Source organism: Rhizobium sp. NLR8a, assembly GCF_019685235.1.
Classification (GTDB): Bacteria; Pseudomonadota; Alphaproteobacteria; order Rhizobiales; family Rhizobiaceae; genus Rhizobium.
On record NZ_JABDWI010000005.1, the window covers coordinates 362,065 to 387,790 of the forward strand.

Below are 25,726 nucleotides of genomic sequence, written 5' to 3' on the forward strand. Positions count from 1 at the left end.
TGAAGCGGTTTTGCGGCAACGACATGCGTAAACGAAGACCTAAAGCGCAAGGAGCGAAGCTGGAAGATCGCGACCGCGCTTTAGGCAATGAAATGATGACCGGCATCTCGCGATGCCGGTTTTTCCATGTCCGCCTGCCCCGCAAATCGTTTAGATTCCCCGGCGAATCGTATAGAAAACCCCCATGTTTCCGCTTCTGAAGACACGGCCAAAGGCGCGAAAGCCAGCTCCGCCCGAAACGCGGACGCTCGATGTCGCCGGCCGGCTCATGCCGCTGACCATCAAGCAGCACGATCAGGCAACCCGGATCACGCTTCGCATCGAGCCGGGCGGGCGGGCCTTGAAGATGACGGTGCCGAGAGGTCTGGCGGCGCGTGAGGTGAACGCCTTCCTCGATCGGCACCAGGGATGGCTGCTCACCAAGCTTGCCAAGTTTTCGACCGATACCGGCTTACGCAACGGCGGCAAGATCCTCCTGCGCGGTGTTTCCCATCGCATCGAGCACACGGGCAGCCTGCGCGGCTTGACGGAGGTCGTCTCCGTGGATGGCAGTCCTGTGCTGCGCGTCAGCGGCATGCCCGAGCATGTCGGGCGGCGCATCGCGGCCTTCCTCAAGAAGGAGGCGCGCGCCGATCTTGAGAGGCTGGCGATGATGCATGCCGCGACAATCCGGGCGCCGATCCGCTCGATCTCGATGAAAGATACCCGCAGCCGATGGGGCTCCTGCTCGTCGGAGGGAAACTTGAGTTTCTCCTGGCGTATCGTCATGGCGCCGCCTTCGGTGATCGATTATCTCGCCGCCCATGAAGTCGCTCATCTCAAGGAGATGAATCACGGCCCCCGCTTCTGGGCGCTTTGCAAGACGCTTTGCCCCGGCATGGAGGAAGCGAAATCCTGGCTGAAGCGGCACGGCAGTCAGCTGCACGCCATCGATTTCGATTAGCCGCAAGCCCCGCTAAATACAGCTTTCCATGCAATTTGGCTCGACTCTTGCCGCATTTCGTGTCACTTCGCTGCCATGAAAACCGATATCAAGATCTGTGGCTTGAAGACGCCCGAAGCGATCGATCGTGCGCTGAAACGCGGCGCGACCCATATCGGTTTTATCTTCTTCGAAAAGAGCCCGCGTTATGTCGAGCCCGATGTGGCGGCAAAACTTGCCGAACCGGCGCGCGGCAAGGCGAAGATCGTCGCCGTCGTCGTTGATCCCACAAATGACGATCTCGACGAAATCGTGTCGCTGCTGAAGCCGGACATCCTCCAGCTCCATGGCAACGAGAGTCCCGAACATGTGCTGACCATCAAGGCGCTCTATGGTTTGCCTGTGATGAAAGTCTTTTCCGTGCGCACGGCCGACGATCTCAGGCGCGTCGAAGCCTATATCGGCATCGCCGACCGTTTTCTCTTCGATGCGAAAGCGCCGAAGGGTTCGGAACTGCCTGGCGGCAACGGGATTTCCTTCGACTGGAGCCTTCTCGGCTGGCTCGACGGCAGCATCGACTACATGCTGTCCGGCGGGCTGAACAAGGACAATGTCGCGGATGCGCTTGTGAAGACCAAGGCACGTGGTATCGACGTCTCCTCGGGTGTCGAAACCGAGCCCGGCGTAAAGAGCGTCGCGTTGATCGATGAATTTTTCGATGCGGTCGAAAAGGCGGATACGCCTGTCATGGCCTCAGGGAGTTGATAGTGAACGAAACGCCTAAACCGAATTCCTTCCGTTCCGGGCCAGATGAAGATGGCCGCTTCGGCATCTATGGGGGTCGTTTCGTTGCCGAAACGTTGATGCCTTTGATTCTCGATCTGCAGGACGAGTGGAACAAGGCGAAGAGCGATCCGGCCTTCCAGGCGGAACTGAAGCATCTTGGCGCCCACTATATCGGCCGGCCGAGCCCGCTCTATTTTGCCGAGCGGCTGACTGCCGAACTCGGCGGCGCGAAGATCTATTTCAAGCGCGAGGAACTGAACCACACCGGTTCGCACAAGATCAACAACTGCATCGGCCAGATCCTGCTCGCCAAGCGCATGGGCAAGACCCGTATCATCGCCGAAACCGGCGCCGGCCAGCACGGCGTCGCTTCGGCCACCGTTGCCGCCCGCTTCGGGCTTCCCTGCGTCGTTTACATGGGCGCCACCGACGTCGAGCGTCAGGCACCGAACGTTTTCCGCATGAAGCTGCTCGGCGCCGAAGTCAAGCCCGTGACGGCAGGCAGCGGCACGCTGAAGGACGCGATGAACGAGGCGCTCCGCGACTGGGTCACCAATGTCGAGGATACCTATTATCTGATCGGCACGGCGGCCGGCCCGCACCCCTATCCGGAGATGGTCCGGGACTTCCAGTCGGTGATCGGCGCGGAAGCGAAAGAGCAGATGCTGGCCGCCGAAGGCCGCCTGCCGGACCTCGTCGTCGCTGCCGTCGGCGGTGGCTCGAATGCGATCGGCATCTTCCACCCCTTCCTCGATGATCCCTCCGTGAAGATCGTCGGCGTCGAAGCCGGCGGCAAGGGCCTCCAGGGCGACGAACATTGCGCTTCGATCACCGCCGGGTCTCCCGGCGTGCTGCACGGCAACCGCACCTACCTGCTGCAGGATGGCGACGGCCAGATCAAGGAAGGTCATTCGATTTCGGCTGGTCTCGATTATCCCGGCATCGGCCCCGAACATTCCTGGCTGAGCGATATCGGCCGCGTCGACTACGTGCCGATCATGGACCACGAGGCGCTCGAGGCGTTCCAGACCCTGACCCGCCTCGAAGGCATCATCCCGGCGCTCGAGGCTGCGCATGCGATTGCCGAGGTCATCAAGCGCGCACCGACAATGAGCAAGGACGAGATCATCCTGATGAACCTCTCCGGCCGCGGCGACAAGGACATATTCACCGTCGGCAAGATTCTGGGAATGGGACTGTAAGACATGACTGCACGCATGGACAAACGCTTTGCCGCGCTCAAGGCCGAGGGCCGTCCGGCGCTTGTGACCTATTTCATGGGCGGTGATCCTGATTACGATACCTCTCTCGGCATCATGAAGGCACTGCCGGAAGCAGGTTCCGACATCATCGAGCTCGGCATGCCCTTTTCCGATCCGATGGCCGACGGCCCGGCCATCCAGCTGGCCGGCCAGCGGGCGCTGAAAGGCGGTCAGACGCTGAAGAAGACGCTGCAGCTGGCGGCAGACTTCCGCAAGAGCAACGACGCGACGCCGATCGTCATGATGGGCTATTACAATCCGATCTACATCTACGGCGTCGAGACGTTCCTGGACGATGCGCTGGCCGCCGGTATCGACGGCCTGATCGTCGTCGACCTGCCGCCGGAGATGGATGACGAACTCTGCATTCCGGCGATCCGCAAGGGGATCAACTTCATCCGCCTGGCGACGCCGACCACCGACGAAAAGCGCTTGCCCACCGTGTTGAAGAACACCTCCGGCTTCGTCTACTACGTCTCGATGAACGGCATCACCGGTTCGGCACTGCCCGATCCGGCGCTGGTTTCCGGCGCCGTCCAGCGTATCAAGCAGCATACGGAGCTGCCCGTCTGCGTCGGTTTTGGCGTCAAGACGGCGGAACATGCGAAGGTCATCGGCGGCTCGGCCGATGGCGTCGTCGTCGGTACCGCCATCGTCAACCAGGTCGCGACGAGCTTGACCAGCGATGGCAAGGCGACGGCGGACACGGTTCAGGCGGTCGCAACGCTGGTGCGCGGCCTTTCCTCGGGAACACGCTCGGCACGCCTTGTTGCTGCCGAATAGTTTTCCCACATTGGCGCTATTCAACCAGGAGAATTCGAGTTGAACTGGATCACCAACTACGTTCGCCCGCGGATCAATTCCATGCTGGGCCGTCGCGAAGTGCCGGAGAATCTCTGGATCAAGTGCCCGGAAACGGGCGAGATGGTCTTCCACAAGGACCTGGAAGGCAATAAGTGGGTGATCCCTGCTTCCGGCTATCACATGAAGATGCCGGCCAAGGCCCGGCTTGCCGACCTTTTCGACAATGGTGAATATGAATCGCTGCCGCAGCCGAAGGTCGCCCAGGACCCGCTGAAATTTCGCGATTCGAAGAAATACAGCGATCGTCTGCGTGACAGCCGCCTGAAGACCGAGCAGGAGGACACGATCCTCGCCGGCCTCGGAAAGGTGCAGGGTGTGAAACTCGTGGCCGTCGTGCACGAATTCAACTTCATCGGCGGTTCGCTCGGCATCGCCGCCGGCGAGGCGATCGTCAAGGCTTTCGAACGTGCGACGTCGGAAAAATGCCCGCTGGTGATGTTCCCGGCTTCCGGCGGTGCGCGCATGCAGGAAGGCATTCTCTCGCTGATGCAGCTGCCGCGCACGACCGTTGCCGTCGACTTGCTCAAGGAATCCGGCCAGCCCTACATTGTCGTGTTGACCAACCCGACAACAGGCGGCGTCACGGCCTCCTATGCCATGCTTGGCGATATTCACCTGGCCGAGCCCGGCGCCGAAATCGGCTTTGCCGGCAAGCGGGTGATCGAGCAGACGCTGCGTGAAAAGCTGCCGGAAGGCTTCCAGACCTCCGAATATCTGCTGGAACATGGTATGGTCGATATGGTTGTCAAACGTCATGACATTCCGGAAACGCTGGCGCGCATCCTGAAGATTCTGACGAAGAAGCCCGTCTCGGCAGCCAACGACGTGACTCGTGGAGCGATCGCCTTGGCGGCGAGCGCCTGATATCAGGCAAGCAGGCGGGGTGCCGAATTGATACCCAGAGGCCAAACCGCGGTGAGTGAGGCAGCGCAGGAGATCGAAAAACTCATGGGATTGCATCCCAAGGGCTTCGATCTGTCTCTCGATCGCATCACCCGTCTTCTCGACCAACTCGGCAATCCGCACCGGAAACTGCCGCCGGTCATCCATGTCGCTGGCACCAACGGCAAGGGTTCGGTCACTGCCTTCAGCCGGGCTCTGCTGGAAGCGGGGGGTTACAGCGCCCACGTCCACACCTCGCCGCATCTCGTCAATTGGCACGAGCGCTATCGCATTGGTGTCGCGGGCGGGCGCGGGCAGCTTGTCGATGACGCCGTCTTCGCCGATGCTCTGCGACGGGTGGCCGAGGCCAATGCCGGGCAGCATATCACCGTCTTCGAAATCCTGACGGCGGTCACCTTCATTCTGTTTTCCGAACACCCGGCCGATGCCGCGATCATCGAAGTCGGTCTCGGCGGCCGTTTCGACGCCACCAATGTCATTTCCGATCCGGCTGTGTCCGTCATCATGCCGATCTCGCTGGATCACCAGCCTTATCTCGGCGACAGGGTGGAACTGATCGCGGCTGAAAAGGCTGGCATCATGAAGCCCGGACGGCCCGTCGTCATCGGCCATCAGGAATATGATGCGGCGCTCGACGTGCTGATGTCGACGGCCGAGCGACTGCATTGCCCGAGCGCCGTCTTCGGGCAGGATTTCATGGCGCATGAGGAATATGGACGGCTGGTCTATCAGGACGAGTACGGGCTTGCCGACCTGCCGCTGCCGCGCCTTCCCGGTCGCCATCAATATGCCAATGCCGCCGCCGCCATCCGCGCTGTCAAGGCCGCCGGCTTCCCCGTCACCGAGACGATGATGGAAAAGGCGATGAATTTCGTGGAATGGCCGGGCCGGCTGCAGCGCCTCAGCGAGGGCCGGCTGCTATCGCATGCGCCCGCCGGCGCCGAGATCTGGGTCGATGGCGGGCACAATCCCGGAGCGGGTGAGGTGATCGCCGAAGCCATGGCTAATTTCGAGGAGCGCCAGCCGCGGCCGCTTTTCCTGATCATCGGCATGATCAACACCAAGGACCCGATCGGGTATTTCAAGGCCTTTACAGGCTTGGTCGAGAAGGTGTTCTGCGTGCCGATCCGCGGCAGCGAGGCGATGATCGACCCGGTGATATTGTCGAACGCCGCCTATGATGCCGGTTTGGTCGCCGAACCGATGTCGACGGTCGGCGAGGCGCTGGAAGCGATAAAATCGGCCCTCGACCCGACGGCACTGCCGCCCCGCATCCTCGTCGGCGGCTCTCTCTATCTCGTCGGCGATGTGCTTGCCGACAACGGCACGCCTCCGAAATAAGCAAATGAAAAAGCCCGGTCGAAGCCGGGCTTTTCATGCAATATAAAGACGATATCGATCAGGCGGCGTTCGAAATCCAGTTCGAAAGAGCTGTCTTCGGCTTGGCGCCGACCGAAATATCGGCCACTTCGCCGCCCTTGAAGATGGCGAGCGTCGGAATGGAGCGCACGCCGAACTGGGCGGCGAGTTCCGGGTTTTCATCGATATTGAGTTTGGCGACCTTTACCTTGCCTTCCATCTCGACGGAGATTTCCTCGAGGCTCGGAGCGATCATCTTGCACGGACCGCACCATTCAGCCCAGAAATCGACGACGACGGGTTCTGCGGATTCCAGAACTTCCGACTGGAAGTTATTGATATCGACTTTCACGGTAGCCATAGGCTGCTCCTTTGACCGAAGAAGATGTTGAACCACATGTGATGGTGCGGCGCCAAATTTTCAATGTCCGGTATTTCACTTTGTCTTGAGTCCTGCAAGCGCCAAACCGAGCGCCTTTTCGCTCAGCGTATAAAGCGACGCATTCTCGGTATAGACGAGCATGCAGTCGATGCGTTTGCCGGGATAGAGCGGCGCCAGGATCTCACGATAGATCGCGAGCTGAGCCTTATGTGCGAAAGGGATCGCCTCCTCGGTCGAAGGCGGCACCCGATTGGTCTTGTAATCGAGAATGACAACGCGATCGGCAAGCACGGCGAGCCGGTCGATACGGCCCGAGACCGCATAGCGGCTGTCTTCGAGCGTCAATGTTCCCATGATCGAAACTTCCGGCTGGGCCTCTGCCCCGAGAACCGGCTGCAAAGCCTGTTCGTCCATGAGTTTCAGAACCGAATCGACGAGCCGGCGGCGTTCCGCTTCCGGCCAGAACCGCGCCGCCCGTTCGGCATAACGGCATGCGGCATCGGGTCGTTCTCGAAGCGGAATTTCTGGAAGCGCCTGCAGCATGCGATGGATCAGTCTGCCCTTTTCCAGTGAACGATCGCTGCGCTCCTTCTCCCCGAACAGCGGCGAAGCGACAAACAAGCTGCCCTCGTCTTCGTCGATGATCGTCCCGATACCGGACGGGCTGAGGGGGCGGGGCAGCTCAGCCTGTGGTGGCAATGGCCGCAATAGGCCTTCCGGCAACGCCTGCTGACGGTCGCGCGCCTCGTTGCGTTCGATACGCTCGAAGCGCCGCTCCACCCGCGGCACGCGCCATCGGATACCCGGCCATTCCCCGTCAGGGCCGGAGAAGGTGGCCGCCTCCACATGCGGATGGCCTTCGCTGAGCGCAGTGGAGATCATCGTGTGCCAGGTATCGTTATTGACACGAACGCCACGATAGCCGCAGACGACCAGCCGGTCGGCAGCCCGCGTCATGGCGACATAAAGCAGCCGGCGATACTCCTCTTCCGCCAGCATCTGGATCCGCGTTGCATCGTTTTGCGTCAGCGAATTGGCGAGGTCCGAGACGGGAACCCAGGCCGGCAGCGGCGGCTCGTCGGGGTCGGTTTCGATCAGGCGAAGTTTCGGCAGATGCGTATGCGTGAAGGGCTTGGAGCCGCCGTCGACGAGGAAGACGATTGGTGCTTCAAGACCCTTGGAGGCATGCACGGTCATGATCCTGACCTCGTTGCGCCCCTTGTCCTGCTCACGCTTCACCTCCGGCGCTTCAAGCTCCAGCATTGAGATGAAGGATTGCAGCCCGGGTAGGCCGGAGTTCTCGTGGTCGAGGGTGAAGGTCAGGAATTCGTCGAGAATATCGCTGACCTCGGTGCCGAGACGGGCAAGGAATTGCCGCCGCCCGCCATGGCTGCCCAGCACCCGCGCATAGAAATCATGGACCGACAGATGTCGCGACTGCCGCAGAAACAGCTCCAGCCTTTCGACGGCGGCACGGAAACGTTCGGTGCCGTCGGCCGCAAACCTCTTGAGATGGCTCCAGACGCTCTCGTTGTCGCCCCGCAGGCCGGCGATTGCAAAGATATCGTCCTCGGAAAGATCGAAAAGCGGGCTCTTCAGCACCGCAGCGAGCGAAAGGTCGTCCTCCGGCAGAAGCAGGAAACGGCCGAGCGCCAGCAGATCCTGGACGGCGATATGGCTGGTCAGCGTCAGTCGGTCGGCGCCGGCCACGGGAATGTCGCCGCGGCGCTTCAAGGCGCGGGTCAAGGCATTGACGAAGGCGTCGCGCTTGCGCACCAGAACGAGGATGTCGCCGGCTTCGATGAGCCGCTCCCTGCCTTTGTCGACGATCGTTTCACGGCCGACGAGGGTGCCGATCGCATGGGCGATCCGCCGCGCGAGGATTGCGGCCGGCGCACTTTCCGGCGTCGCATCGAAGGGCGCCGTCCAATCCTCTTCCTTCACCACCGCCTCAGGCGCGACCATCTCCCAGAGGTCGACGGCGCCAGGATGTCCGATCCGGCTGGATCGATGCACGACCGGTTCGCCGACCGCGCTCAGACCCCGCGCATTATCCGATATCCTGAAGATCTGGTCGACGGCCTCGAGTACGTCGGCGGTTGAGCGAAAGGAGAGCGGCAGCCGTACGGAGGAAAAGCTCTGCCCGCTGTCGGAGACCCGCCGCCGCGTCCGGTCGCTCTCTTCGGAAAAACGCTCGGGCCGCGCCCCCTGAAAGGAGTAGATCGACTGCTTCTCGTCGCCGACGGCAAAGAGCGTGCGTACGACTGGCCGGGCGCTCTCGCCGGAAAAGAAATCCTCGGCGAGCGACTGGATGACGCTCCATTGGATCGGGCTGGTATCCTGTGCCTCGTCGACGAGGATATGATCGATACCCCGGTCGAGCTTGTAATGGATCCAGGGACCCACGCCACTCTTTGTCAGCAGGTCGGCGGTGCGGGTGATCAGGTCTTCGAAATCCAGTTGGCTGCGCTGCTTCTTCAACTCCTCGTAGTCATGGTTCAGCCGACCGGCGAGCACCAGCGCGGCCTGCGTGGCGCCGAACATTCGCATCGTTTTCAACCGATCACGGCTTGCCGCGACATGCGCACGGGCGACGGCGATGGCGCGCGTCAGTTGCGGTGCTTCCGCAAGCATGGCCTTGACCAGGAACTGTGAATCCGATTTCGGCTCGCCCTTCGCCGTCAGGAAGATTTTCTCCAGCATTTCGGCGCGCCTGGCGTCATCGCGCTCCCGGCCGGCGAGCCTGAGGCCATAAGCAACCTCCTGCGCCTTGGCGCCGCCTTTCTGGTCGGCAAGCGACAGATAAAGCTCCAGCATGCCGCCCGAAAGCTCCGGCAACGGCCAATATTGCGCCGCGATCCGGCTTTCCGTATCGCCGGCGGCAAGCCCGAGCCTGTTGCGCAGCACCGCCTCCACGCCGCCGCGTCGCTCGGCAGCCGCGGTGAAGCGGCGAATGGCATTGCGGTTGGCGATGATGTCGGCGAGCAGGTTCTCCAGCCCGGATTCGTCGCCGAGATTGAGCACATAGGCGAAAGCCTTGGCAAGGGCGCTGCCTTCTTCCGGCGCGGTCGCCGTCAGCAGCGCCCGGCGTGCATCGGAAAGCAGCGCCGCCGCCGCGCGATCGTCGAGGACCGAAAAATGCCCGGCAACATTGGCCTCCAGCGGGAATTGGTGCAGCAGCGCTTCGCAAAAGGCATGGATCGTCTGGATCTTCAACCCGCCCGGCGTTTCCAGCGCCTTGGCAAACAGCCGGCGCGCCTCGGCGAGCTTCAGCGCATCGGGCGCCGTCCCCTCGATCTGCATGATCCGCCGGCCGAGCTCTTCGTCGTCGAGCACCACCCAGTCCGCCAGCCGTTCGAAGACGCGATTCGACATTTCAGAGGCCGCGGCCTTGGTATAGGTCAGGCAGAGAATGGCGGAAGGCCGCGCGCCGGCAAGCAGCAGACGAATGACGCGCTGGGTCAGGACATGCGTCTTGCCGGAACCGGCATTGGCCGAAACCCATGCCGAGCGCTGGGGGTCGGAGGCGATCGCCTGTTGAATCGTGGTCCAGCCGATCCAGGCGCCGGGATCGTCGTCATTCGGAAGAGCGTCACTCATCGCCGCCGCCTTCCTCAGTCTCAGCCGTGGACCATTCGGAGACGCGGGCGAGATGATCGTAGTCGCCGCCGAAATCAAACTGCTGCGCCGGGATGAGCCGCGAGGTAAAGCCCTTTTCGCCGGACTGCAGCAAACTGACGAACTTGATCAGCTGGTCGATCGATTCTCCGGCAAGGTCCATCGCCGATTTCGCCTTGTCGCTGCGGGCCGCGTTTTCGTTGTTCACCGTATCGACCTGGAAGCGACGTCCCGGTCGCAGGCGAACATAGAGCAGATCCTGCGGCACAAGACTGCCGGCATCGCGGAAGGCGCCGGCGCTCAAAGCCGCCGCTTCCAGGGCGAGCTGCGGATCGAGAAGCGCGCGTGCCTGTGTCGGTGAGGGATTGTAGCCGGTCTTGTAGTCGATGATATCGGCCGCCCCCGGTCCTGTAATATCGATCCGGTCCGCAACGCCGTTCAGCCGGATATTGATCGCCTCCAGCTCCACGCCGCCGCGTACTTCCGTCAGCGTCCTGCGGATGCCGGGACGTCGTCCGGCCTCCCATTCGAGGAAGGCACGGGCCACTTCGCGAAAGCGCGGCCGCCAGACGGCATCGATATGCGGTGGCAGCTTCTCCATGTCGAAAAGCTCGTTAAGGATCCGCTCCATCGCCGCTGCCGCCGCCGGCGTGCCGGCCACATGGGCCCCGCGGACGAACCGGTCGATGATCGTGTGATAGAGCGTTCCGCGTTCGGCCGCTCCCGGGTCGCGGTTGAACGCGTCCACCGGATCGAGCCGCAGGATGCGGCGGGCATAGATCGCATAGGGATCGCGGCGCAGCCGTCCGACCTCGCTGAAGGAATAGGACTTCGGCTGCAGCGCCAGCGGCGGTGTCGGCGAGGGCCGCTGCGCCGGTGCCTGGGCGTCTCCCCGATCGATCAGACCAGCCCATTGCAGGTACCGGTTACCGCGCTCCCTCAATGCCGCTTGAAAGGTCCCTCCGCCGAGCGCCAGCAGCCGCTGCAGCCAGCGTGAGGCGACGGTCGGCGTCGAACCTTGGCGCAGCGCTCTCGAATAGATCAGGTGGCGGGTGCCGTTCGCCATCTCGAAATCATGCGCTAGCTGCCCGATGCGCCGCTCCGGCGGTTCGAGCCCGATCTCCGTCTTCATCATACGTGGAATGAAGGGATTGTTCGCGCTCTGCCCTGGCCAGGAGCCTTCGTTCAACCCGCCGAGAATGAGCGTGTCGACGCTCTGCAGGCGGGCTTCGAGCGTGCCGAAGATGAAGAGGCGGGGATGGCTGAGCGCCCGCGGCTTCACCGCATGGCCGGCGGCAAGTGCTGCCATGATGTCGATCCATTGCGGTCCGTCGGCCTCCATCTGGCCGTCCGTGTCTATGACTTCGCTGAGGAGTGAGGCGAGGGCGTCCCCTGCCTCGTGTGCCCAGAGATCGGCAAGATTGCCGTGCGGATCTGCCGCGACCGCTTCGAGCGAACGGCCGGTCCGCTCCGCCCATTCCGACAGCGTGAAACTTGCTGTCTTGCCGCGCTCCTCCGGCCGGTGCCGGACCAGCGCGGAAGCAAGAGGCTCGGTTGCGCGGGTGACCCGGCGCGCAAGTTCGGATGCGGTCTCGACGGCCTCGGCTGGCAGCGTCTTGCGCCATTGCGGCGCGTGTCGGTCGAGGACCTGTTCGCCGAGCTGCTGGCTCAGGAGCAATTCAAGTGCGTTGATATCCACCTCCGCCACCCCGCCGCGCAGCGCCAGCAGTTCGAGCGCTTCGGTCGCGGAAATCAAGGCGTCGCGTTCGAGGCCGAAGCGGGCCAGCGGATGTTTGAGCAGCGAAACGATCGCCACCGGATCACCCGGCCGAAGCGCCGCCTCCAGCAGCAGCTGTAGCAGCGTGCCCTGCGGGGTCGCCGAAAGCGGTGTGCCGGCCGAATCGTCGGCGAGAATCCCGAAGCGGGAGAGCTCGGCCATCACCCGACGGGCGAGATTGCGGTCTGGCGTAATCAGCGCAGCCCGGCTTTCGCCATCCTGTCCCTGCCTTTCCAGTGCAAGCCTGAGCGCGATGGCAATCGCGGTTGCTTCCTCGCGCTCATTGGCGGCTTCGATCAGCGAAACATCGCCGAAGGCCGAAGTCAGCGCTCCCTCGGGTAGCGAGCTCTTCCAGGCCCCCCAGTCGCTGGTCGCCTCTGCCGGGGCGAGCGCGCGCGACAGGATTTCGGCGCGCCGGTTAAGATCGGCCTCTGGTCTCCCCAGGAGGCTGACGTCGGCTCGTGTCAGCCTCAGCCTTTTCAGCAGCAAGGACAGGCCATATTGCGGATGGCTCCGGCTGGCCGGATTGGCATGCTGGCCTGGCGCCGGTTCCGGCGCCACCATTTGCCAGTGCCTGTCGGGCATGGACAGATCGAGGCCGGGAAGGACGATCACGCCTTCGGGCAGATTGGCAACGGCGGCGATGAGATCGGCCGTGGCAGGAACCGAACCCGTCGAACCGGCAATGATAATCGGCCCGGCCGGCTTCGCCGCCGAAATCCTGGCTGCTTCGGCCCGCAGAATTGCGTTCCTGTGCCGCGCCGGCGAGGACTTGCCGAGCTCGGAAAGCCGCTCCGGCCAAAAGGCGCTGGCGATCTGGAGGAACTCCGCCGTCAGCTGCCACCAGGCGGCGTAGTCGCCAGTGTCGAGTTTCGACAGTTCCGACCAGTCAAGATCCTCGGTTTCGATGGAATCGATCAGCTCCGCGAGGTTGCGGGCGAGCCAGATCGCATCTGCCGGGCTGGCCGGCGCAACGAGCGGCGAGTCGGAATGGATATGGCGGACGATCTCCGGCAGCTTGTTTCGCCAGGCAAGGATCAGCCGCGCCAGTTCCAGGAGCCGGGCGGTATTCGACAGCGGCTGGGCGAGATCGATCGTCGCCGGCAGCGCCTCTTCGAAATATCCGCTGTCGTCATCGGTTTCGCCGAGAGGACGGATCACCGGCAGGATCGCCGAGCGGCCGCCGAGCAGGTCGACGAATTCTGAGCGCAGCACGCGCACGGCGCGCCGGGTGGGCAGGTAGATCGTCACCCTGGCGAGCGACAGCGGATCATCGGATTCATGCCGAAAGAGCGGCGTCAGGCGTCCGTCGCAAAGCGTCGTCGCCAGCGTTTTCAGGAAGGGCAGGCCCGCCGGGATCGTCAGGATGCGTGGCTGGTGCCGGTCCGCCATGAGCTCACGCGAACGCCCGCAGTCGGCGGATTGTTTCCTCCGCTTCGCCGATCGCCTCTGGCGTTCCCACAGTCAGCCAATGGCCGTCGAGCACGATGCCGAACAGACGTCGGCGCGCGATCGCCTTGTCGAAATAGATATTGAGGTTGAAGGCATCCTTCGGCGCATCATCAAACAGCGTCGGGTTCATGGCGATCGCCCCGGCATAGACGACGGGATTGGACGGATCGTCGCGATACCGCGTCAGCCGGCCATCTGCAGCGAGGCTGAAATCATTCTTGCCGTTGTGACCGGTTGTATCTTCGATCCTGACGCAAAGCAGCGCCATGTCCATTTGCTCTGCATCGAAGAATCCAGCTAAGCGCTGCAGGTTCGTCGGCCGTCCCGGCTGTTCTCCGATCCAGAAGAGATCGGCATTCATGACGAAGATGTCGTCGCGTTCAAGCAGCGTCAGGCCCTTCGCCAGTCCTCCGCCGGAATTCATCAGTCCGTCCCGCTCGTCCGATATGATGATGTCGAGGCCGCGATATTTGCCGAGATGGTCGAGCATCTGCTCGGCATGATGATGAACGTTGACGACGGCCCGCTCGACGCCGGCCGAAACCAGCGCGTCCAGCGAATAGTCGATCATCGGCTTGCCGTCGATCTTCACCAGCGGCTTCGGAATCGTATCGGTGATCGGGCGCATGCGGGTCCCGAGACCCGCGGCCAGAACCATGGCTTGTCTGATGGTCATCTTGATCCAGAACTTATGATTCGCTCTGGCCTATTCCAGCCCTTGTGCACCAATCGCGCAAGGGGGCAAGCGCCTCGTGCTCGAGCGCGACATTCAGATAGGCAAGTGTGCGCGGCATATGTTTGAGATAGCCGGGCTTGCCGTCCCGCTGCAGCAGCCGCACCCAGAGACCGGCAAGCTTGCAATTGCGCTGCGCCGACATGATCGCCCATGCTTTCAGGAATCCGGCTTCGTCGAAGCCGCCCTGTGTGCGGCGAAGCGCCAGATAATCGTCCATCAGCTGCCGGAAAAGCTGCGGTTCGATCGTGACGCGCGCGTCCTGGACGAGCGAGGCAAGATCATAGGCTGTGGGCCCGATCATGGCGTCCTGGAAGTCGATGAGTCCGATCTTTTTGATGCCCGGCTCCTGCGGCCGCCAGATGATGTTCGGCGAGTGGAAATCGCGCAGCAGCAGGTTCTTTTCGGCCGTGGCAAGTTCATCGATCAGGGCGTCCCAGATCGCCAGATATTCCTTGCGTTCGGTATCCGAGGGGGCGGTGCCGCGCTTCCAGGCTATGTGCCAGTCGAGCACAAGCTGCACTTCCATCTTCATCGCCGTGCGATCGAAGTCCGGTATGTGATGCGTGTGCGTGGCGGAAACCGGTATGTCTGGCGGAAATTGCATGGAATGAAGATGGGCAAGACAGGCGACGCTTTGCCGGTAACGCTCGATGATCGGCCGCCCCTCGTCATCGAGCACGCCTTCGGTGCCGAGATCCTCGATCAAGAGGATCCCCTGCTGATAATCGACCTTATAGATCTCCGGCGCCGCAAAACCCCGTTCGCGCAGCGCATCGGCAATCGCAACGAAGGGATAGGCGTTCTGTGCCAGATGCGCGACTTTGGGATAAGGTTTGCCGTCATGGACCGGCGGTCCCTCGGGATGCGGCCGCCAGTCCATCAGGATGATGCGGCGCTCGGCGTTCTCGCGATAGATCGCCTCGTAAGCGCGAAGCGAGGCATCACCGGTCAGGAAGCGGCGTTTGGCATTGGAATAGCCGGCGTCTTCGAGGAAATTGCGGATCGCCAGGACGCGCCGGATGCGCAAAGCCTGTGCGCCGGCGGCGCTAATCGTCGCCCGGCGGCCGTTGCCTTCATGCGTCAGCGTCAACGTGATGCATTCGCCAGGCAACTCGCTCGCGGCCATCTCCGGCCATTCGACGAGACAGATGCCGTTCTGCAGGGCCTCGTCGAAGCCGAGCTCCGTCAATTCGCCGGGGTCACCGAGCCGATAGAGATCGAAGTGCGAAACCGGGATACGCAGATCGTAGGATTGCACCAGTGTGAAGGTGGGGCTCGGAACTTCGAGCCCATCGTCATCGGCAATGGCACGCAGGATCGCACGGGCAAGCGAGGATTTGCCGGCGCCGAGATCGCCCGACAGGGCAAGGCAATCTCCGGCCTTCAGGCCAAGCGCCAGGTCTTCGCCGAGGCGAACCGTGGCCGCTTCGTCTTTCAGGAACAGCGAGATCGTATCATCGGTCGTCATTCGGCGGCGGCGGAATGCGGTATGTTGACCGATGGGATACGGCAGACGACCGTCGTGCCTTTGCCCGGCTCGCTGTCGATCGTCACGTCGCCATGATGAAGGCTGACAAAGCTGTCGACGATCGAGAGACCGAGGCCGGCGCCGCCGCGTTTGCCGCTTTTAGCCCCCGTCGCGAACCGGTCGAACACGGTCGCGATCATGTCGGGCGAAATGCCGGGGCCGCGATCGCGGACGGAGAAGACGAAATCCGTGCCTTCGCGATGGCATTCCAGCGAGATCGACGTGCCCTCGGGCGAGAAATTCGCCGCATTGGCAAGAAGCTTCAGAAGGATCTGCTTCAGCCGCTGCGGATCGGCGACGATCGAGCCGAGATAGGCGGAGGCGGTGATTTCAAGCGCGACACCGCTTTCGTGCAGCCGGTCGGCGATCTGCATCGAGACGTCGTCGAGCAGGTCGTTGAGATCAATCTCGGCATAGTTGAGCCGCATGATGCCGGCATCGACCGTCGCAAGGTCGAGGATATCGTTGACGAGCGTCAGCAGAACCGAGGACGAGGTCGAAATGTGGTCGACATATTCGGCCTGCCGTTCATTCAGCGGCCCGACGCCCTGCGTGCGCAGCAGATCGGTAAAGCCGATGATATTGGTCAGCGGTGAGCGAAGTTCATAGGAAACATGCTGAACGAAGTCGTTTTTCAATTCGTCGGCTTTGCGCAACGCCTCGTTCTTCTCGGTCAAAGCCCGCTCGGCCCGCACGCTGTCGGTCATGTTGACGAAGGTCAGCATGGTCTGCGCGTTCGGCAGCGGGATGACGGCGTAATCGAGCACGAGGCCGGAGAAGAGTTCCAGCGTCCCCTGGCTCGAGCGGCGTTCGTCATCGAAGCTGGTGATCAGTTCCGCGAAGGTCTTCCAGCCGTCCGGCCGGTCGTAGGACGGCGCGCAGGCCTCGCCCAGCGCGCGGATATGAGTGCCGGGCTTGGCTTCGGTTTCCGTAATGCCCCACAGCGCCCGGAAGGCCGGATTCGACAGGCGGATACGTCCATCCGGTCCGAATACCGCCACCCCTTCGGAAAGGTGATCGATCGTCTCGCCCTGTACCTTGACCAATGTGTTGTAGCGCGTTTCGAGATCGACCTGCTCGGTCAGATTTTCGAATACCCAGGTGGCGCCGCCCTGCGGATGGGCGGTGGCGAAGACGCGCAGCGTCTGGCCGTTGGGCAGGTGCCAGAGATCCGATTGCGTGTCGAGCGCGCGATAGACGGAAAGGGCCGCTTCCTTCCAGCTTTTCCAGTTGAGCTGGTCCGGCAGCTTCTTGGCCGCGCGCAGCCGCTCGAGCAGCTCGCTATTATCAGGCCGGCTTTCGAGGAAGGCGATATCGAGCTCCCAGAGCGCGACGAAGGCTTGGTTGTAGAATTGCAGCCGGCGCTCGCCGTCGAAGATGGCGACGGGTGTGGCGAGATGGTCAAGTGTTTCGGCGTGGCTCTTCAGCGTCCGTTCCAGCTCGGCGCGCACGGCCTCTATATCAGACACGTCAATCGCAATCCCGGCCGAGCCACCCGGGACCTTGACGTCGACGACGTCGAAGAATGTCCGATTGCCGCGCACAACGGTCGAGATCGTGTCGTGGAAAGGCGATTCCGGCGTCGTAACCGCGCGAATGCGTTCGCGCGCCACGGTCGTCAGCATCTCGCGGCCTTCGTTGATCGCCTGCTGCGGCGAGCGTGCCTCGACCGCGTCGCCATAAGCTTGGTTGACCCAGGTGAGGCGGCCCGCCGGGTCGCGCTGCCAGGCCGGCATGTCGATCGCGTCGAGCATGGTCTGGAAGGCCGAGATCGAGGTCATCAGCCGGTCGCGCTCGATCCTGAGTTCGGCAAGCTCGGCGCGCAGATTGTTGAGCGCCACGAAGCGGACGAAGGCGCGTCCGCCGGAAACCCGGCCCTGCGCCTCGAGGATTTCATCGCGGATGGTTTCGACCACCATATCGAAGCTCTGCGCGCCGTCGCGCAGCCGGTCGATCGCCTTTTCCAGATCGGCGGCCGAATGCGATTTCAGCCAGAGGCCGAAGGCCAGGAATTCGCCGTCCTGCGGCGCGCCGGTCTCGGGCGGAAGCTGGCCGAGAAGCTCGGGGCGCGTATTGCCGTCCCAGATGACGATCCGCCGGTTCTTGTCGGCGATCAGCGCCTGATATTGCGAAATGCGCTGCTGGGCATCGGAAAGCGCCGAGCGGATTTCGCGGCTCTCGTTTTCCAGATTGCCGCGCTGGCGTACGAGCCAGAGCGTTGAAAGCAGGGCCGCCGAGATGACGCCGATGACGACGGAAACGCCGACGACCTGCGAGGAGGTGAAGAGGTGAGCCGAGGCGGCCACCTGCCGCTCGGTCTGTGCCAGAACCGGCCGCGCCAGCGCGGCAAGCGCCGTGCCGGCCGCGCACGTTTTCAGGAGGCGCGCCAATGATCCATGCTCTTGCTTTGCGGCCTCGTGTGCCGTTGCAGATTTATATTCTCGGCCCGCCGAGAGCGGGCGGCGACCGGCGCGAGCGCCGTCATCCGCCTGACCGGGCAGGCTGTTTTTCACTTCCGACATCCGCGGTATGTCTCCGTCCTTCAATGTGCCGCATTACGACAAGACATCCCATTTTCGGAGCGGTCGGACGGGGTCCGGCGTCCCGAATCAAGTCTTAAAACAATACTTCGGAAGGGAATCGGCGGGAAGAGAGCGGCCAAAAAATAAGCCGCGGCATTTGTCAATGCCGCGGCTTCTACATCTTGTGGATATTGATGGTGCCATCAATATCTGTAGTGGTCGGACTTGAACGGACCCTGAGGCTTCACGCCGATATAGGCGGCCTGCTCTTCACTGAGCTGGGTCAGCTTCACGCCGAGCTTGTCGAGGTGAAGGCGTGCGACCTTCTCATCGAGATGCTTCGGCAGGATGTACACCTTGTTCTCGTACTGGCCGGGCTTTGTGAAGAGCTCGATTTGCGCCAGCGTCTGGTTGGTGAAGGAAGCCGACATCACGAAGGACGGATGGCCGGTCGCATTGCCGAGGTTGAGCAGACGGCCTTCGGAGAGAAGGATGATGCGGTTGCCCTTGGGGAACTCAATTAGGTCGACCTGCGGCTTGACGTTGGTCCACTTGAGGTTACGCAGCGCGGCGACTTCGATTTCGTTGTCGAAATGGCCGATATTGCCGACGATCGCCATGTCCTTCATCTGCCGCATGTGGTCGATGCGGATGACGTCCTTGTTGCCTGTCGTGGTGATGAAGATATCGGCCGACGAAACGACGTCTTCGAGCAGCACGACTTCATAACCGTCCATGGCGGCCTGCAGAGCGCAGATCGGATCGGCTTCCGTAACCTTGACGCGGGCGCCGGCGCCGGAGAGCGACGCAGCGGAACCCTTGCCGACGTCACCGTAACCGCAGACGACGGCAACCTTGCCGGCCATCATCACGTCGGTGCCGCGGCGGATGCCGTCGACCAGCGATTCCTTGCAGCCGTATTTGTTGTCGAACTTCGACTTGGTGACGGAGTCGTTGACGTTGATCGCCGGGAAGGGCAGCAGGCCCTTCTGGCTGAGCTGGTAGAGGCGGTTGACGCCGGTCGTGGTTTCCTCGGTGACGCCCTTGATGGCATCGCGCTGCTTGGTGAACCAGCCCGGGGAAGCGGCAAGGCGCTTTTTGATCTGGGCGAAGAGGATTTCCTCTTCTTCGGAATGCGGGTTGGAGAGCACGTCCTCGCCGGCTTCGGCGCGGGCGCCGAGCAGGATGTACATGGTGGCGTCGCCGCCGTCATCGAGGATCATGTTGGAAAGGCCGCCATCGGGCCACTGGAAGATCTTGTCGGTATAGACCCAATAGTCTTCGAGCGACTCGCCCTTGATGGCGAAAACCGGAACGCCGGCGGCGGCGATCGCGGCTGCGGCATGGTCCTGCGTCGAGAAGATGTTGCACGAGGCCCAGCGGACTTCGGCGCCGAGCGCAACCAGGGTTTCGATCAGCACGGCCGTCTGGATGGTCATGTGCAGCGAACCGGTGATGCGTGCGCCCTTCAGCGGCTTTGCGTCGCCGAACTCGGCGCGGCACGACATCAGCCCCGGCATTTCGGTTTCGGCGATCGTAATTTCCTTGCGGCCGAAATCCGCAAGCCCGATATCGGCGACGACATAATCTTTTTCAGTGCTCATAGAGGTCTCCAGGCTGAAAAACGTCTCAAAAATTGGCGCAGGCGCAAGCAAGCGCACGGCATATCAGCCGTTTAGCAGGCTTCGCCTGGGATGGCAATAAGGATATAAAGAAGTCTTTATATGTTTATATGAACTCGGCCGAGCTCACATTTCTTCGCCGAACTTGTTCTGGATCAGCTGATCCAGGGCCTCCAAGGCTTCCTGAGCCTGGCTGCCGCTTGCCGAGACGACGACGCTGGACCCGGGGCTTGCGGCAAGCATCATGAGGCCCATGATTGAGGTGCCGCCGACCGTCATTCCATCTTTGGAAACGGTGATGGCCGCATCGAAATTCTCGACCATCTGCACGAATTTGGCGGAAGCGCGAGCGTGAAGGCCGCGCTTGTTGATGATAAGGAGTTCCCGGGAAAGCGATGTCATGAAGCGCCGTTATTTTCCGCTGAGCACGCGGCTCGCGACATTGATATATTTCCGCCCGGCTTCGGAAGCCTCCACCAGCGCCTTCTCCATGTTGTTCTCGCCGCGGACGCCGGCGAGCTTGATCAGCATCGGCAAGTTCATGCCGGCAATGACTTCGGTGTGGCCGCTACTCATGACCGAGATGGCGAGGTTAGATGGTGTGCCACCGAACATGTCGGTCAAGATGACGACGCCATGGCCGTCATCGGCGCCGGATACGGCTTGCAGAATGTCCTGCCGTCTCTGGTCCATATCGTCTTCGGGGCCAATACAGACCGTCTCGATAAATTTCTGAGGACCGACGACGTGCTCGACAGCATGACGAAACTCTTCAGCCAGCTTGCCATGAGTGACAAGCACAAGTCCGATCATGATATTACTGCTCCCATATACGCAAACGGTGGCTGAGATATCGCAATGCAGCAATTTCGTCCACCGGTGGCGGCACATCTTGGCTATGAAAAGCCGAAGTGCAAGATAAAAATGCAAACATATAAGGCGGATTGATCAATCCGGAAGCCTTTCAGCATCCGATGTCAGGCGCTTTCGCCATCAGGATCGCCAGCGGTGAGGCAACATTTGTGAGCAACCGCAATGCGGGAAGCGAAAAACCAGGGGCAAGACTGACGATTTCGCCCTCCGCAGGGACGCGGTTTTCACCGGAAGCGCTGCCCGGAAGCACGGCATAGTGCATGGTCGCCGGGGACACGTGATCCTGCCGGACGATGCCGGTGCCGCGAAGTTCGATGAGCCCGGCGATCGACGGCGGGCAGGTGGCAATCACCGACCCGGCTTTTTCCGATAGGAGGACCTGGTCGTCGGCGACCAGCGCCGTAAAAAGACCCAGCCGGCGGGCTTCGGTCATGCAGGTGAATGCCAGCATCGACTTTCCCCAGCCGGAGGGCCCGCTGAACAGCAGCCCCGTCCTGCCAACGACAATCGCCGTCGCATGGATGGTGGGAGCCGGCTCGCTCATGCGGCGGCATCGAGCGGAAGGGCGAGGATGAAGCGCGCGCCGAGCACGCGCCCGTTCTCGCCATCGGTGATGTTCTCCGCCCTCAGCGAACCGCCGTGGGCTTCGGCGATCTGGCGGCTGATCGAAAGGCCGAGGCCGGAATTCTGGCCGAAACCTTCCGATTCCGGACGGTCCGTGTAGAAACGCTCGAAGATGCGGTCGATATTTTCCGCCTGAATGCCGGGGCCGTTGTCTTCGATGGTGGTGACGCAGCGTGACCGTGTGCGTACCAGCCGCACGGTGATCTTGCCGCCCTTCTCGGGCACGAAGGAGCGGGCATTCTCGATCAGATTGGTGACGATCTGGCCGATGCGCAGATCGTGGCCGTTGACGACGAAACGGGTTTTGATGTTCGGCTTGCGTTCCACCGTATACTCGATCTCCACCTGCTTCTTGCTTCCCCTGATCTGGCGGGACACGTCGATCAGGTCGCGCAGCAGCACCTCCATGTCGACAGAGCCGGCATCGACGCGTGCGAGTTCGGCATCGAGCCGCGAGGCGTCTGATATATCGCTGATCAGGCGGTCGAGGCGGCGGACATCGTGCTGGATGACATCAAGCAGCCGTTTCTTGGAATCCTCCGACCTGGCGAGCGGCAGTGTTTCAACGGCGCTGCGCAGTGAGGTCAGCGGGTTCTTGAGCTCGTGGCTGACATCGGCGGCAAAGCTCTCGATCGCGTCGATGCGGTCATAGAGCGCCGTCGTCATCTCGCGTAAGGCGATGGAGAGGTTGCCGATTTCGTCCTGGCGGGCGGAAAAGTCCGGAATTTGCTCACGTGTCTTGGCGCCGCGGCGAACGCGGATGGCGGCGGCCGAAAGACGGCGCAGCGGATTGGCGATCGTCGACGAGAGCACCAGCGACAGCAGTACGTTGACGAGCGTCGCCACACCGAAAACCCGCATGATCGCCAGCCGTTCGGCATGAACGATGTTGTCGATGTCGCCGGCTTGCGTCGACAACAGCAGCACGCCGAGCACGGCACGGAAGCGCTGGATCGGAACGGCGACGGAAACGATGAGCTCGCCTTTCTCGGTGGTGCGCACGACTGCGCCGCGCACGCCGGTCAGCGCGTTCATCACCTCGGGATAGATCGAGCCGTCGCCGCCCGGTGCTTCCTTGTAGAGCGGCAGATTGCCCGGCTGCAGCGCCTTGTTGAACAACGTCGCAAACCAATCGCTCCAGGTCTGCTTCTCTTCTTCGACCGGCGGCAGGTCGAAGCGCAGCACCTGGCCGCGCGAATAGAGGTGGCGCGAATCGAGCAGCAGATTGGCGTCGGCATCGAAGATGCGCGCGCGTGTGCGTGTTGGCGAGATCAGTCGGCGCAGGACCGGCGCGACCTTTTCCGGATCAATCGGAAATTCCAGATCCTCGTCGTTCGGCACCGGGGTGATGCTCTGGCCGGCCTGCAGTTCGAGCAGCTTTTGCGGATCGATGGTGATCGAGTTCGTATCGACTGACGCGGAGGCCGAAACGGCGCCAGCAATGATTTCACCCTGCGTCAACAGGCTTTCGGCGCGGGCGTCGATCAAGCCTTCGCGAAACTGGTTGAGATAGAGAATGCCGCCGACGAGCACCACAAGCGCGACGAGGTTGAAGAACAGGATGCGCCGCGTCAGGCTCGAAAACACCGCATTGCCGAAGATGCGGCGGATCAGCGTGAAGGGATGCGACCAACGGCGGCCTCGGACGCGACGGGTGCTCACGCCCTCCGCATCGTCCAAATCCCTTTCCTGCACCAACTGTGCCAATGACAGGCCCTTTCGAAAGGTTGGGCCGGATAAACCGGCCGGCAACCTTCAACATTTCCAGCTGTGCCGCTCGGGCTCAGGCTGCTTCGCGGAAGCGGTATCCCACTCCGTAGAGTGTTTCAATCATATCAAAGTCGGTATCGACCATCTTGAATTTCTTGCGCAGCCGCTTGATGTGGCTGTCGATGGTCCGGTCGTCGACATAGACCTGTTCATCATAGGCTGCATCCATCAGGGCGTCGCGGCTTTTCACGACGCCGGGGCGCTGCGCCAGCGAATGCAGAATCAGGAACTCGGTCACCGTCAGCGTCACGGCCTCACCCTTCCAGGTGCAGGTATGGCGCTCCTGGTCCATGACGAGCTGCCCGCGCTCCAGCGAGCGGGCCTGCTGCACCGCGCCGGCCTTCGGCGCACCGCTGGGGCTCGTGCCGCCGGCGGCTGCGGCTTCGCGGCTCGAGGCCCGACGCAGGACGGCGCGGACGCGTTCCACCAGCAGGCGCTGCGAGAAAGGCTTGGTGATGAAATCGTCCGCCCCCATCTTCAGGCCGAACAGTTCGTCGATCTCCTCATCCTTGGAAGTGAGGAAAATGACCGGAATATCCGATTTCTGCCGCAGGCGGCGCAACAGTTCCATGCCGTCCATGCGCGGCATCTTGATATCGAAGATCGCCAGCTGTGGCGGTCGCGCCAGAAGGCCGTCGAGCGCCGAGGCACCGTCCGTATAAGTCTCGACCTTATATCCTTCGGCCTCCAGTGCGATCGACACCGAGGTGAGGATGTTGCGGTCGTCGTCAACGAGCGCGATTGTCGCCATAGCATTGGTCTCCGTCATCAGTGCGCAATCTCCCGGATTTTGGTCGTCCCCAGGCGGTCTCAATGACCGGATGCGCTTATGGAGGATAAAGGTGGAACAAATTGTGGCAAAGATAAAGGGGAAGATTGTTGTAAAATTCCCCCGGCATCTCAAAGTTGTAGGTGGAAATGTTTCAACGCGGCTCTTCAAACGATTTAAAAAGAATGAGACAAATTTAAATCGATTAATTATTTGATATTACTATATTTTCTCAATTTTTGTCTCTTGTCTTTTAAAATTTCTCCCCGTATTTTCCCGCTTGGTTTTAACGGCAACGAGCCTGAGCAAAGGGAACTAGCCATGGAAAAGTTCGGAGTTCATAACCCGGCAACGGAGCTTGCAACGGTTGGATTGGGCGGCGCAGCCAGCGTCCGCTATAACTTTTCCGCCGCAGCGCTCTATGAAGAAGCGATCCGCCGGGGTGAAGCCGAACTGACAGCTCAGGGCGCGCTTCGGGCCCTCACCGGTCAGCATACGGGCCGTTCGCCGCGCGACAAATTCGTCGTTCGCGACACCAATACCGATGGTCAAATCTGGTGGGACAACAACAAGCCCCTCTCGCCGGAGCATTTTGCCCTGCTGCGCGACGATATGCTGGCGCATGCAGCGGGCAAGGATCTGTTCGCTCAGGATCTCGTCGGCGGCGCCGAGGAAGGCCACGCCCTGCCGACCCGCGTCATCACCGAATTCGCCTGGCATTCGCTGTTCATCCGCAATCTGCTGATCCGCCCTGAGGAGGCGGCGCTGCCGACCTTCGTGCCGAAGCTGACGATCATCGATCTGCCGAGCTTCAAGGCCGATCCGGCCCGTCACGGCTGCCGTTCGGAAACGGTGATCGCCTGCGATCTCACCAACGGTCTCGTTCTCATCGGCGGCACCTCCTATGCCGGCGAAATGAAGAAGTCGGTCTTCACCGTGCTCAACTACCTGCTGCCGGCCAAGGGTGCCATGCCGATGCACTGCTCGGCAAATGTCGGTCCGGACGGTGACGCGGCTGTCTTCTTCGGTCTTTCCGGCACCGGCAAGACGACGCTTTCGGCCGATCCGGCCCGCACGCTGATCGGTGACGACGAACACGGCTGGAGCGAAAACGGCATCTTCAACTTCGAAGGCGGCTGCTACGCCAAGACCATCCGCCTTTCGGCTGAGGCCGAACCGGAAATCTACGCAACGACGCAGCGCTTCGGCACCGTGCTCGAAAACGTTGTCCTCAACGAACGGCGTGAACCCGATTTCGATGACGGTTCGCTGACTGAAAATACCCGTTGCGCCTACCCGATGCATTTCATCCCGAATGCCTCGGAAACCGGCCGGGCCGGGCATCCGAAGACGATCATCATGCTGACGGCCGATGCCTTCGGCGTCATGCCGCCGATCGCGCGCCTGACGCCCGATCAGGCGATGTATCACTTCCTCTCCGGGTACACCGCCAAGGTGGCCGGCACCGAAAAGGGTGTCGTCGAGCCGGAAGCGACCTTCTCCACCTGCTTCGGCGCGCCCTTCATGCCGCGTCATCCGGCCGAATACGGCAACCTGCTCAAGGAGCTGATCAGCCGCCACGGCGTCGAGTGCTGGCTCGTCAACACCGGCTGGACCGGCGGCGCCTACGGCACCGGAAAGCGCATGCCGATCAAGGCGACGCGTGCCCTTCTCGCTGCCGCCCTCAGCGGCAAACTCGGCCAGCTCGAATTCCGCACAGACACGAACTTCGGCTTTGCCGTGCCGGTTTCCGTCGATGGCGTCGACGGTGGCATTCTCGATCCGCGCTCGACCTGGGCCGATAAGGCAGCCTACGACGCGCAGGCCGAAAAGCTGGTCTCGATGTTCATTGCCAACTTCGCCAAGTTCGAAGGTCACGTCGACGGCGGCGTTCGCGATGCGGCCCCGGGCGTAAAGGTGGCCGCCGAATAAGAAGCGCAAGCAATTCCAGCAAAAG

19 protein-coding genes are annotated in these 25,726 nt (G+C 62.0%); 7 read left to right on the forward strand and 12 right to left on the reverse strand.

Features of this window, described 5'->3' with window-relative positions; translation table 11 throughout:
- The first annotated feature begins 184 nt into the window (after positions 1–184).
- From HJC04_RS12185 to HJC04_RS12210, 6 genes are all read left to right on the forward strand, one after another.
- Positions 185–943: a M48 family metallopeptidase gene (locus HJC04_RS12185; protein WP_210632809.1), complete on the forward strand. Its 759-nt coding sequence runs from the start codon at positions 185–187 to the stop codon at positions 941–943.
- Between the two features lie 75 nt (positions 944–1,018).
- On the forward strand, positions 1,019–1,687 hold the full coding sequence (locus HJC04_RS12190; protein ID WP_210632810.1) for a phosphoribosylanthranilate isomerase: 669 nt from the start codon (positions 1,019–1,021) through the stop codon (positions 1,685–1,687).
- A 2-nt stretch (positions 1,688–1,689) separates the two neighbouring features.
- The gene (gene trpB / locus HJC04_RS12195) at positions 1,690–2,910 is read left to right on the forward strand and encodes a tryptophan synthase subunit beta (protein WP_221146301.1); all 1,221 of its coding nucleotides are present in this window, start codon (positions 1,690–1,692) and stop codon (positions 2,908–2,910) included.
- A gap of 3 nt (positions 2,911–2,913) precedes the next feature.
- Positions 2,914–3,753: a tryptophan synthase subunit alpha gene (gene trpA / locus HJC04_RS12200; RefSeq protein WP_221122882.1), complete on the forward strand. Its 840-nt coding sequence runs from the start codon at positions 2,914–2,916 to the stop codon at positions 3,751–3,753.
- Between the two features lie 39 nt (positions 3,754–3,792).
- The gene (gene accD / locus HJC04_RS12205; protein ID WP_210632813.1) at positions 3,793–4,698 is read left to right on the forward strand and encodes an acetyl-CoA carboxylase, carboxyltransferase subunit beta; all 906 of its coding nucleotides are present in this window, start codon (positions 3,793–3,795) and stop codon (positions 4,696–4,698) included.
- Between the two features lie 27 nt (positions 4,699–4,725).
- Positions 4,726–6,078 carry a folylpolyglutamate synthase/dihydrofolate synthase family protein gene (locus tag HJC04_RS12210; protein ID WP_221122881.1) on the forward strand — a complete coding sequence of 451 codons (1,353 nt, stop codon included), beginning with the start codon at positions 4,726–4,728 and terminating at the stop codon, positions 6,076–6,078.
- A 58-nt stretch (positions 6,079–6,136) separates the two neighbouring features.
- On the opposite strand, the gene trxA is transcribed toward HJC04_RS12210, so the two are convergent.
- The 12 genes from trxA to HJC04_RS12270 all read right to left on the reverse strand — a co-directional run bounded on the left by trxA (position 6,137) and on the right by HJC04_RS12270 (position 23,751).
- Positions 6,137–6,457, reverse strand: a complete 321-nt coding sequence (trxA, locus tag HJC04_RS12215) for a thioredoxin (protein ID WP_004672616.1) — start codon at positions 6,455–6,457, stop codon at positions 6,137–6,139.
- A 75-nt stretch (positions 6,458–6,532) separates the two neighbouring features.
- On the reverse strand, positions 6,533–10,078 hold the full coding sequence (gene addA, locus HJC04_RS12220) for a double-strand break repair helicase AddA (protein WP_221122880.1): 3,546 nt from the start codon (positions 10,076–10,078) through the stop codon (positions 6,533–6,535).
- Entirely contained in the window at positions 10,071–13,265 is a 3,195-nt protein-coding gene (gene addB / locus HJC04_RS12225) for a double-strand break repair protein AddB (protein WP_210632816.1), read from the reverse strand. The genes addA and addB overlap by 8 nt, the downstream gene beginning before the upstream one ends.
- Positions 13,266–13,269: 4 nt before the next feature.
- Positions 13,270–14,001, reverse strand: coding sequence for a nucleotidyltransferase family protein (locus HJC04_RS12230; protein WP_210632817.1), 732 nt, complete (start codon positions 13,999–14,001; stop codon positions 13,270–13,272).
- A gap of 13 nt (positions 14,002–14,014) precedes the next feature.
- Positions 14,015–15,529 (reverse strand): tRNA (adenosine(37)-N6)-threonylcarbamoyltransferase complex ATPase subunit type 1 TsaE, encoded by a 1,515-nt coding sequence (gene tsaE / locus HJC04_RS12235; protein WP_210632818.1) that lies wholly within the window; start codon positions 15,527–15,529, stop codon positions 14,015–14,017.
- Entirely contained in the window at positions 15,526–18,111 is a 2,586-nt protein-coding gene (locus HJC04_RS12240) for a PAS domain-containing sensor histidine kinase (RefSeq protein WP_210632819.1), read from the reverse strand. Before HJC04_RS12240 ends, tsaE begins: the two co-directional genes overlap by 4 nt.
- Positions 18,112–18,314: 203 nt before the next feature.
- Positions 18,315–19,715 carry an adenosylhomocysteinase gene (gene ahcY, locus HJC04_RS12245; RefSeq protein ID WP_221146303.1) on the reverse strand — a complete coding sequence of 467 codons (1,401 nt, stop codon included), beginning with the start codon at positions 19,713–19,715 and terminating at the stop codon, positions 18,315–18,317.
- Positions 19,716–19,859: 144 nt separating this feature from the next.
- Positions 19,860–20,135, reverse strand: a complete 276-nt coding sequence (locus tag HJC04_RS12250; RefSeq protein WP_011423436.1) for an HPr family phosphocarrier protein — start codon at positions 20,133–20,135, stop codon at positions 19,860–19,862.
- Positions 20,136–20,144: 9 nt separating this feature from the next.
- Complete coding sequence (locus HJC04_RS12255; RefSeq protein ID WP_011423437.1) at positions 20,145–20,546, reverse strand: PTS sugar transporter subunit IIA; 402 nt, start codon at positions 20,544–20,546, stop codon at positions 20,145–20,147.
- Between the two features lie 151 nt (positions 20,547–20,697).
- Positions 20,698–21,150 (reverse strand): HPr kinase/phosphorylase, encoded by a 453-nt coding sequence (locus HJC04_RS12260; RefSeq protein ID WP_210632820.1) that lies wholly within the window; start codon positions 21,148–21,150, stop codon positions 20,698–20,700.
- A complete protein-coding gene (locus HJC04_RS12265; protein ID WP_210632821.1) occupies positions 21,147–22,937 on the reverse strand; it encodes a sensor histidine kinase in 1,791 nt (596 codons plus the stop codon). Before HJC04_RS12265 ends, HJC04_RS12260 begins: the two co-directional genes overlap by 4 nt.
- A gap of 76 nt (positions 22,938–23,013) precedes the next feature.
- Positions 23,014–23,751, reverse strand: coding sequence for a response regulator transcription factor (locus HJC04_RS12270; protein ID WP_210633055.1), 738 nt, complete (start codon positions 23,749–23,751; stop codon positions 23,014–23,016).
- A 339-nt stretch (positions 23,752–24,090) separates the two neighbouring features.
- Here HJC04_RS12270 and HJC04_RS12275 point away from each other — a divergent pair, with 339 nt between their 5' ends.
- Positions 24,091–25,701: a phosphoenolpyruvate carboxykinase gene (locus tag HJC04_RS12275; RefSeq protein WP_210632822.1), complete on the forward strand. Its 1,611-nt coding sequence runs from the start codon at positions 24,091–24,093 to the stop codon at positions 25,699–25,701.
- Positions 25,702–25,726 lie beyond the last annotated feature (25 nt).

Coding starts and splice junctions, on each gene's coding strand:
- HJC04_RS12185 (WP_210632809.1), top strand. CDS start 185: ATGTTTCCGCTTCTGAAGACACGGCCAAAGGCGCGAAAGCCAGCTCCG.
- HJC04_RS12190 (WP_210632810.1), top strand. CDS start 1,019: ATGAAAACCGATATCAAGATCTGTGGCTTGAAGACGCCCGAAGCGATC.
- trpA (WP_221122882.1), top strand. CDS start 2,914: ATGACTGCACGCATGGACAAACGCTTTGCCGCGCTCAAGGCCGAGGGC.
- trxA (WP_004672616.1), bottom strand. CDS start 6,457: ATGGCTACCGTGAAAGTCGATATCAATAACTTCCAGTCGGAAGTTCTG.
- addA (WP_221122880.1), bottom strand. CDS start 10,078: ATGAGTGACGCTCTTCCGAATGACGACGATCCCGGCGCCTGGATCGGC.
- addB (WP_210632816.1), bottom strand. CDS start 13,265: ATGGCGGACCGGCACCAGCCACGCATCCTGACGATCCCGGCGGGCCTG.
- HJC04_RS12230 (WP_210632817.1), bottom strand. CDS start 14,001: ATGACCATCAGACAAGCCATGGTTCTGGCCGCGGGTCTCGGGACCCGC.
- tsaE (WP_210632818.1), bottom strand. CDS start 15,529: ATGACGACCGATGATACGATCTCGCTGTTCCTGAAAGACGAAGCGGCC.
- HJC04_RS12240 (WP_210632819.1), bottom strand. CDS start 18,111: ATGTCGGAAGTGAAAAACAGCCTGCCCGGTCAGGCGGATGACGGCGCT.
- ahcY (WP_221146303.1), bottom strand. CDS start 19,715: ATGAGCACTGAAAAAGATTATGTCGTCGCCGATATCGGGCTTGCGGAT.
- HJC04_RS12250 (WP_011423436.1), bottom strand. CDS start 20,135: ATGACATCGCTTTCCCGGGAACTCCTTATCATCAACAAGCGCGGCCTT.
- HJC04_RS12255 (WP_011423437.1), bottom strand. CDS start 20,546: ATGATCGGACTTGTGCTTGTCACTCATGGCAAGCTGGCTGAAGAGTTT.
- HJC04_RS12260 (WP_210632820.1), bottom strand. CDS start 21,150: ATGAGCGAGCCGGCTCCCACCATCCATGCGACGGCGATTGTCGTTGGC.
- HJC04_RS12270 (WP_210633055.1), bottom strand. CDS start 23,751: ATGGCGACAATCGCGCTCGTTGACGACGACCGCAACATCCTCACCTCG.
- HJC04_RS12275 (WP_210632822.1), top strand. CDS start 24,091: ATGGAAAAGTTCGGAGTTCATAACCCGGCAACGGAGCTTGCAACGGTT.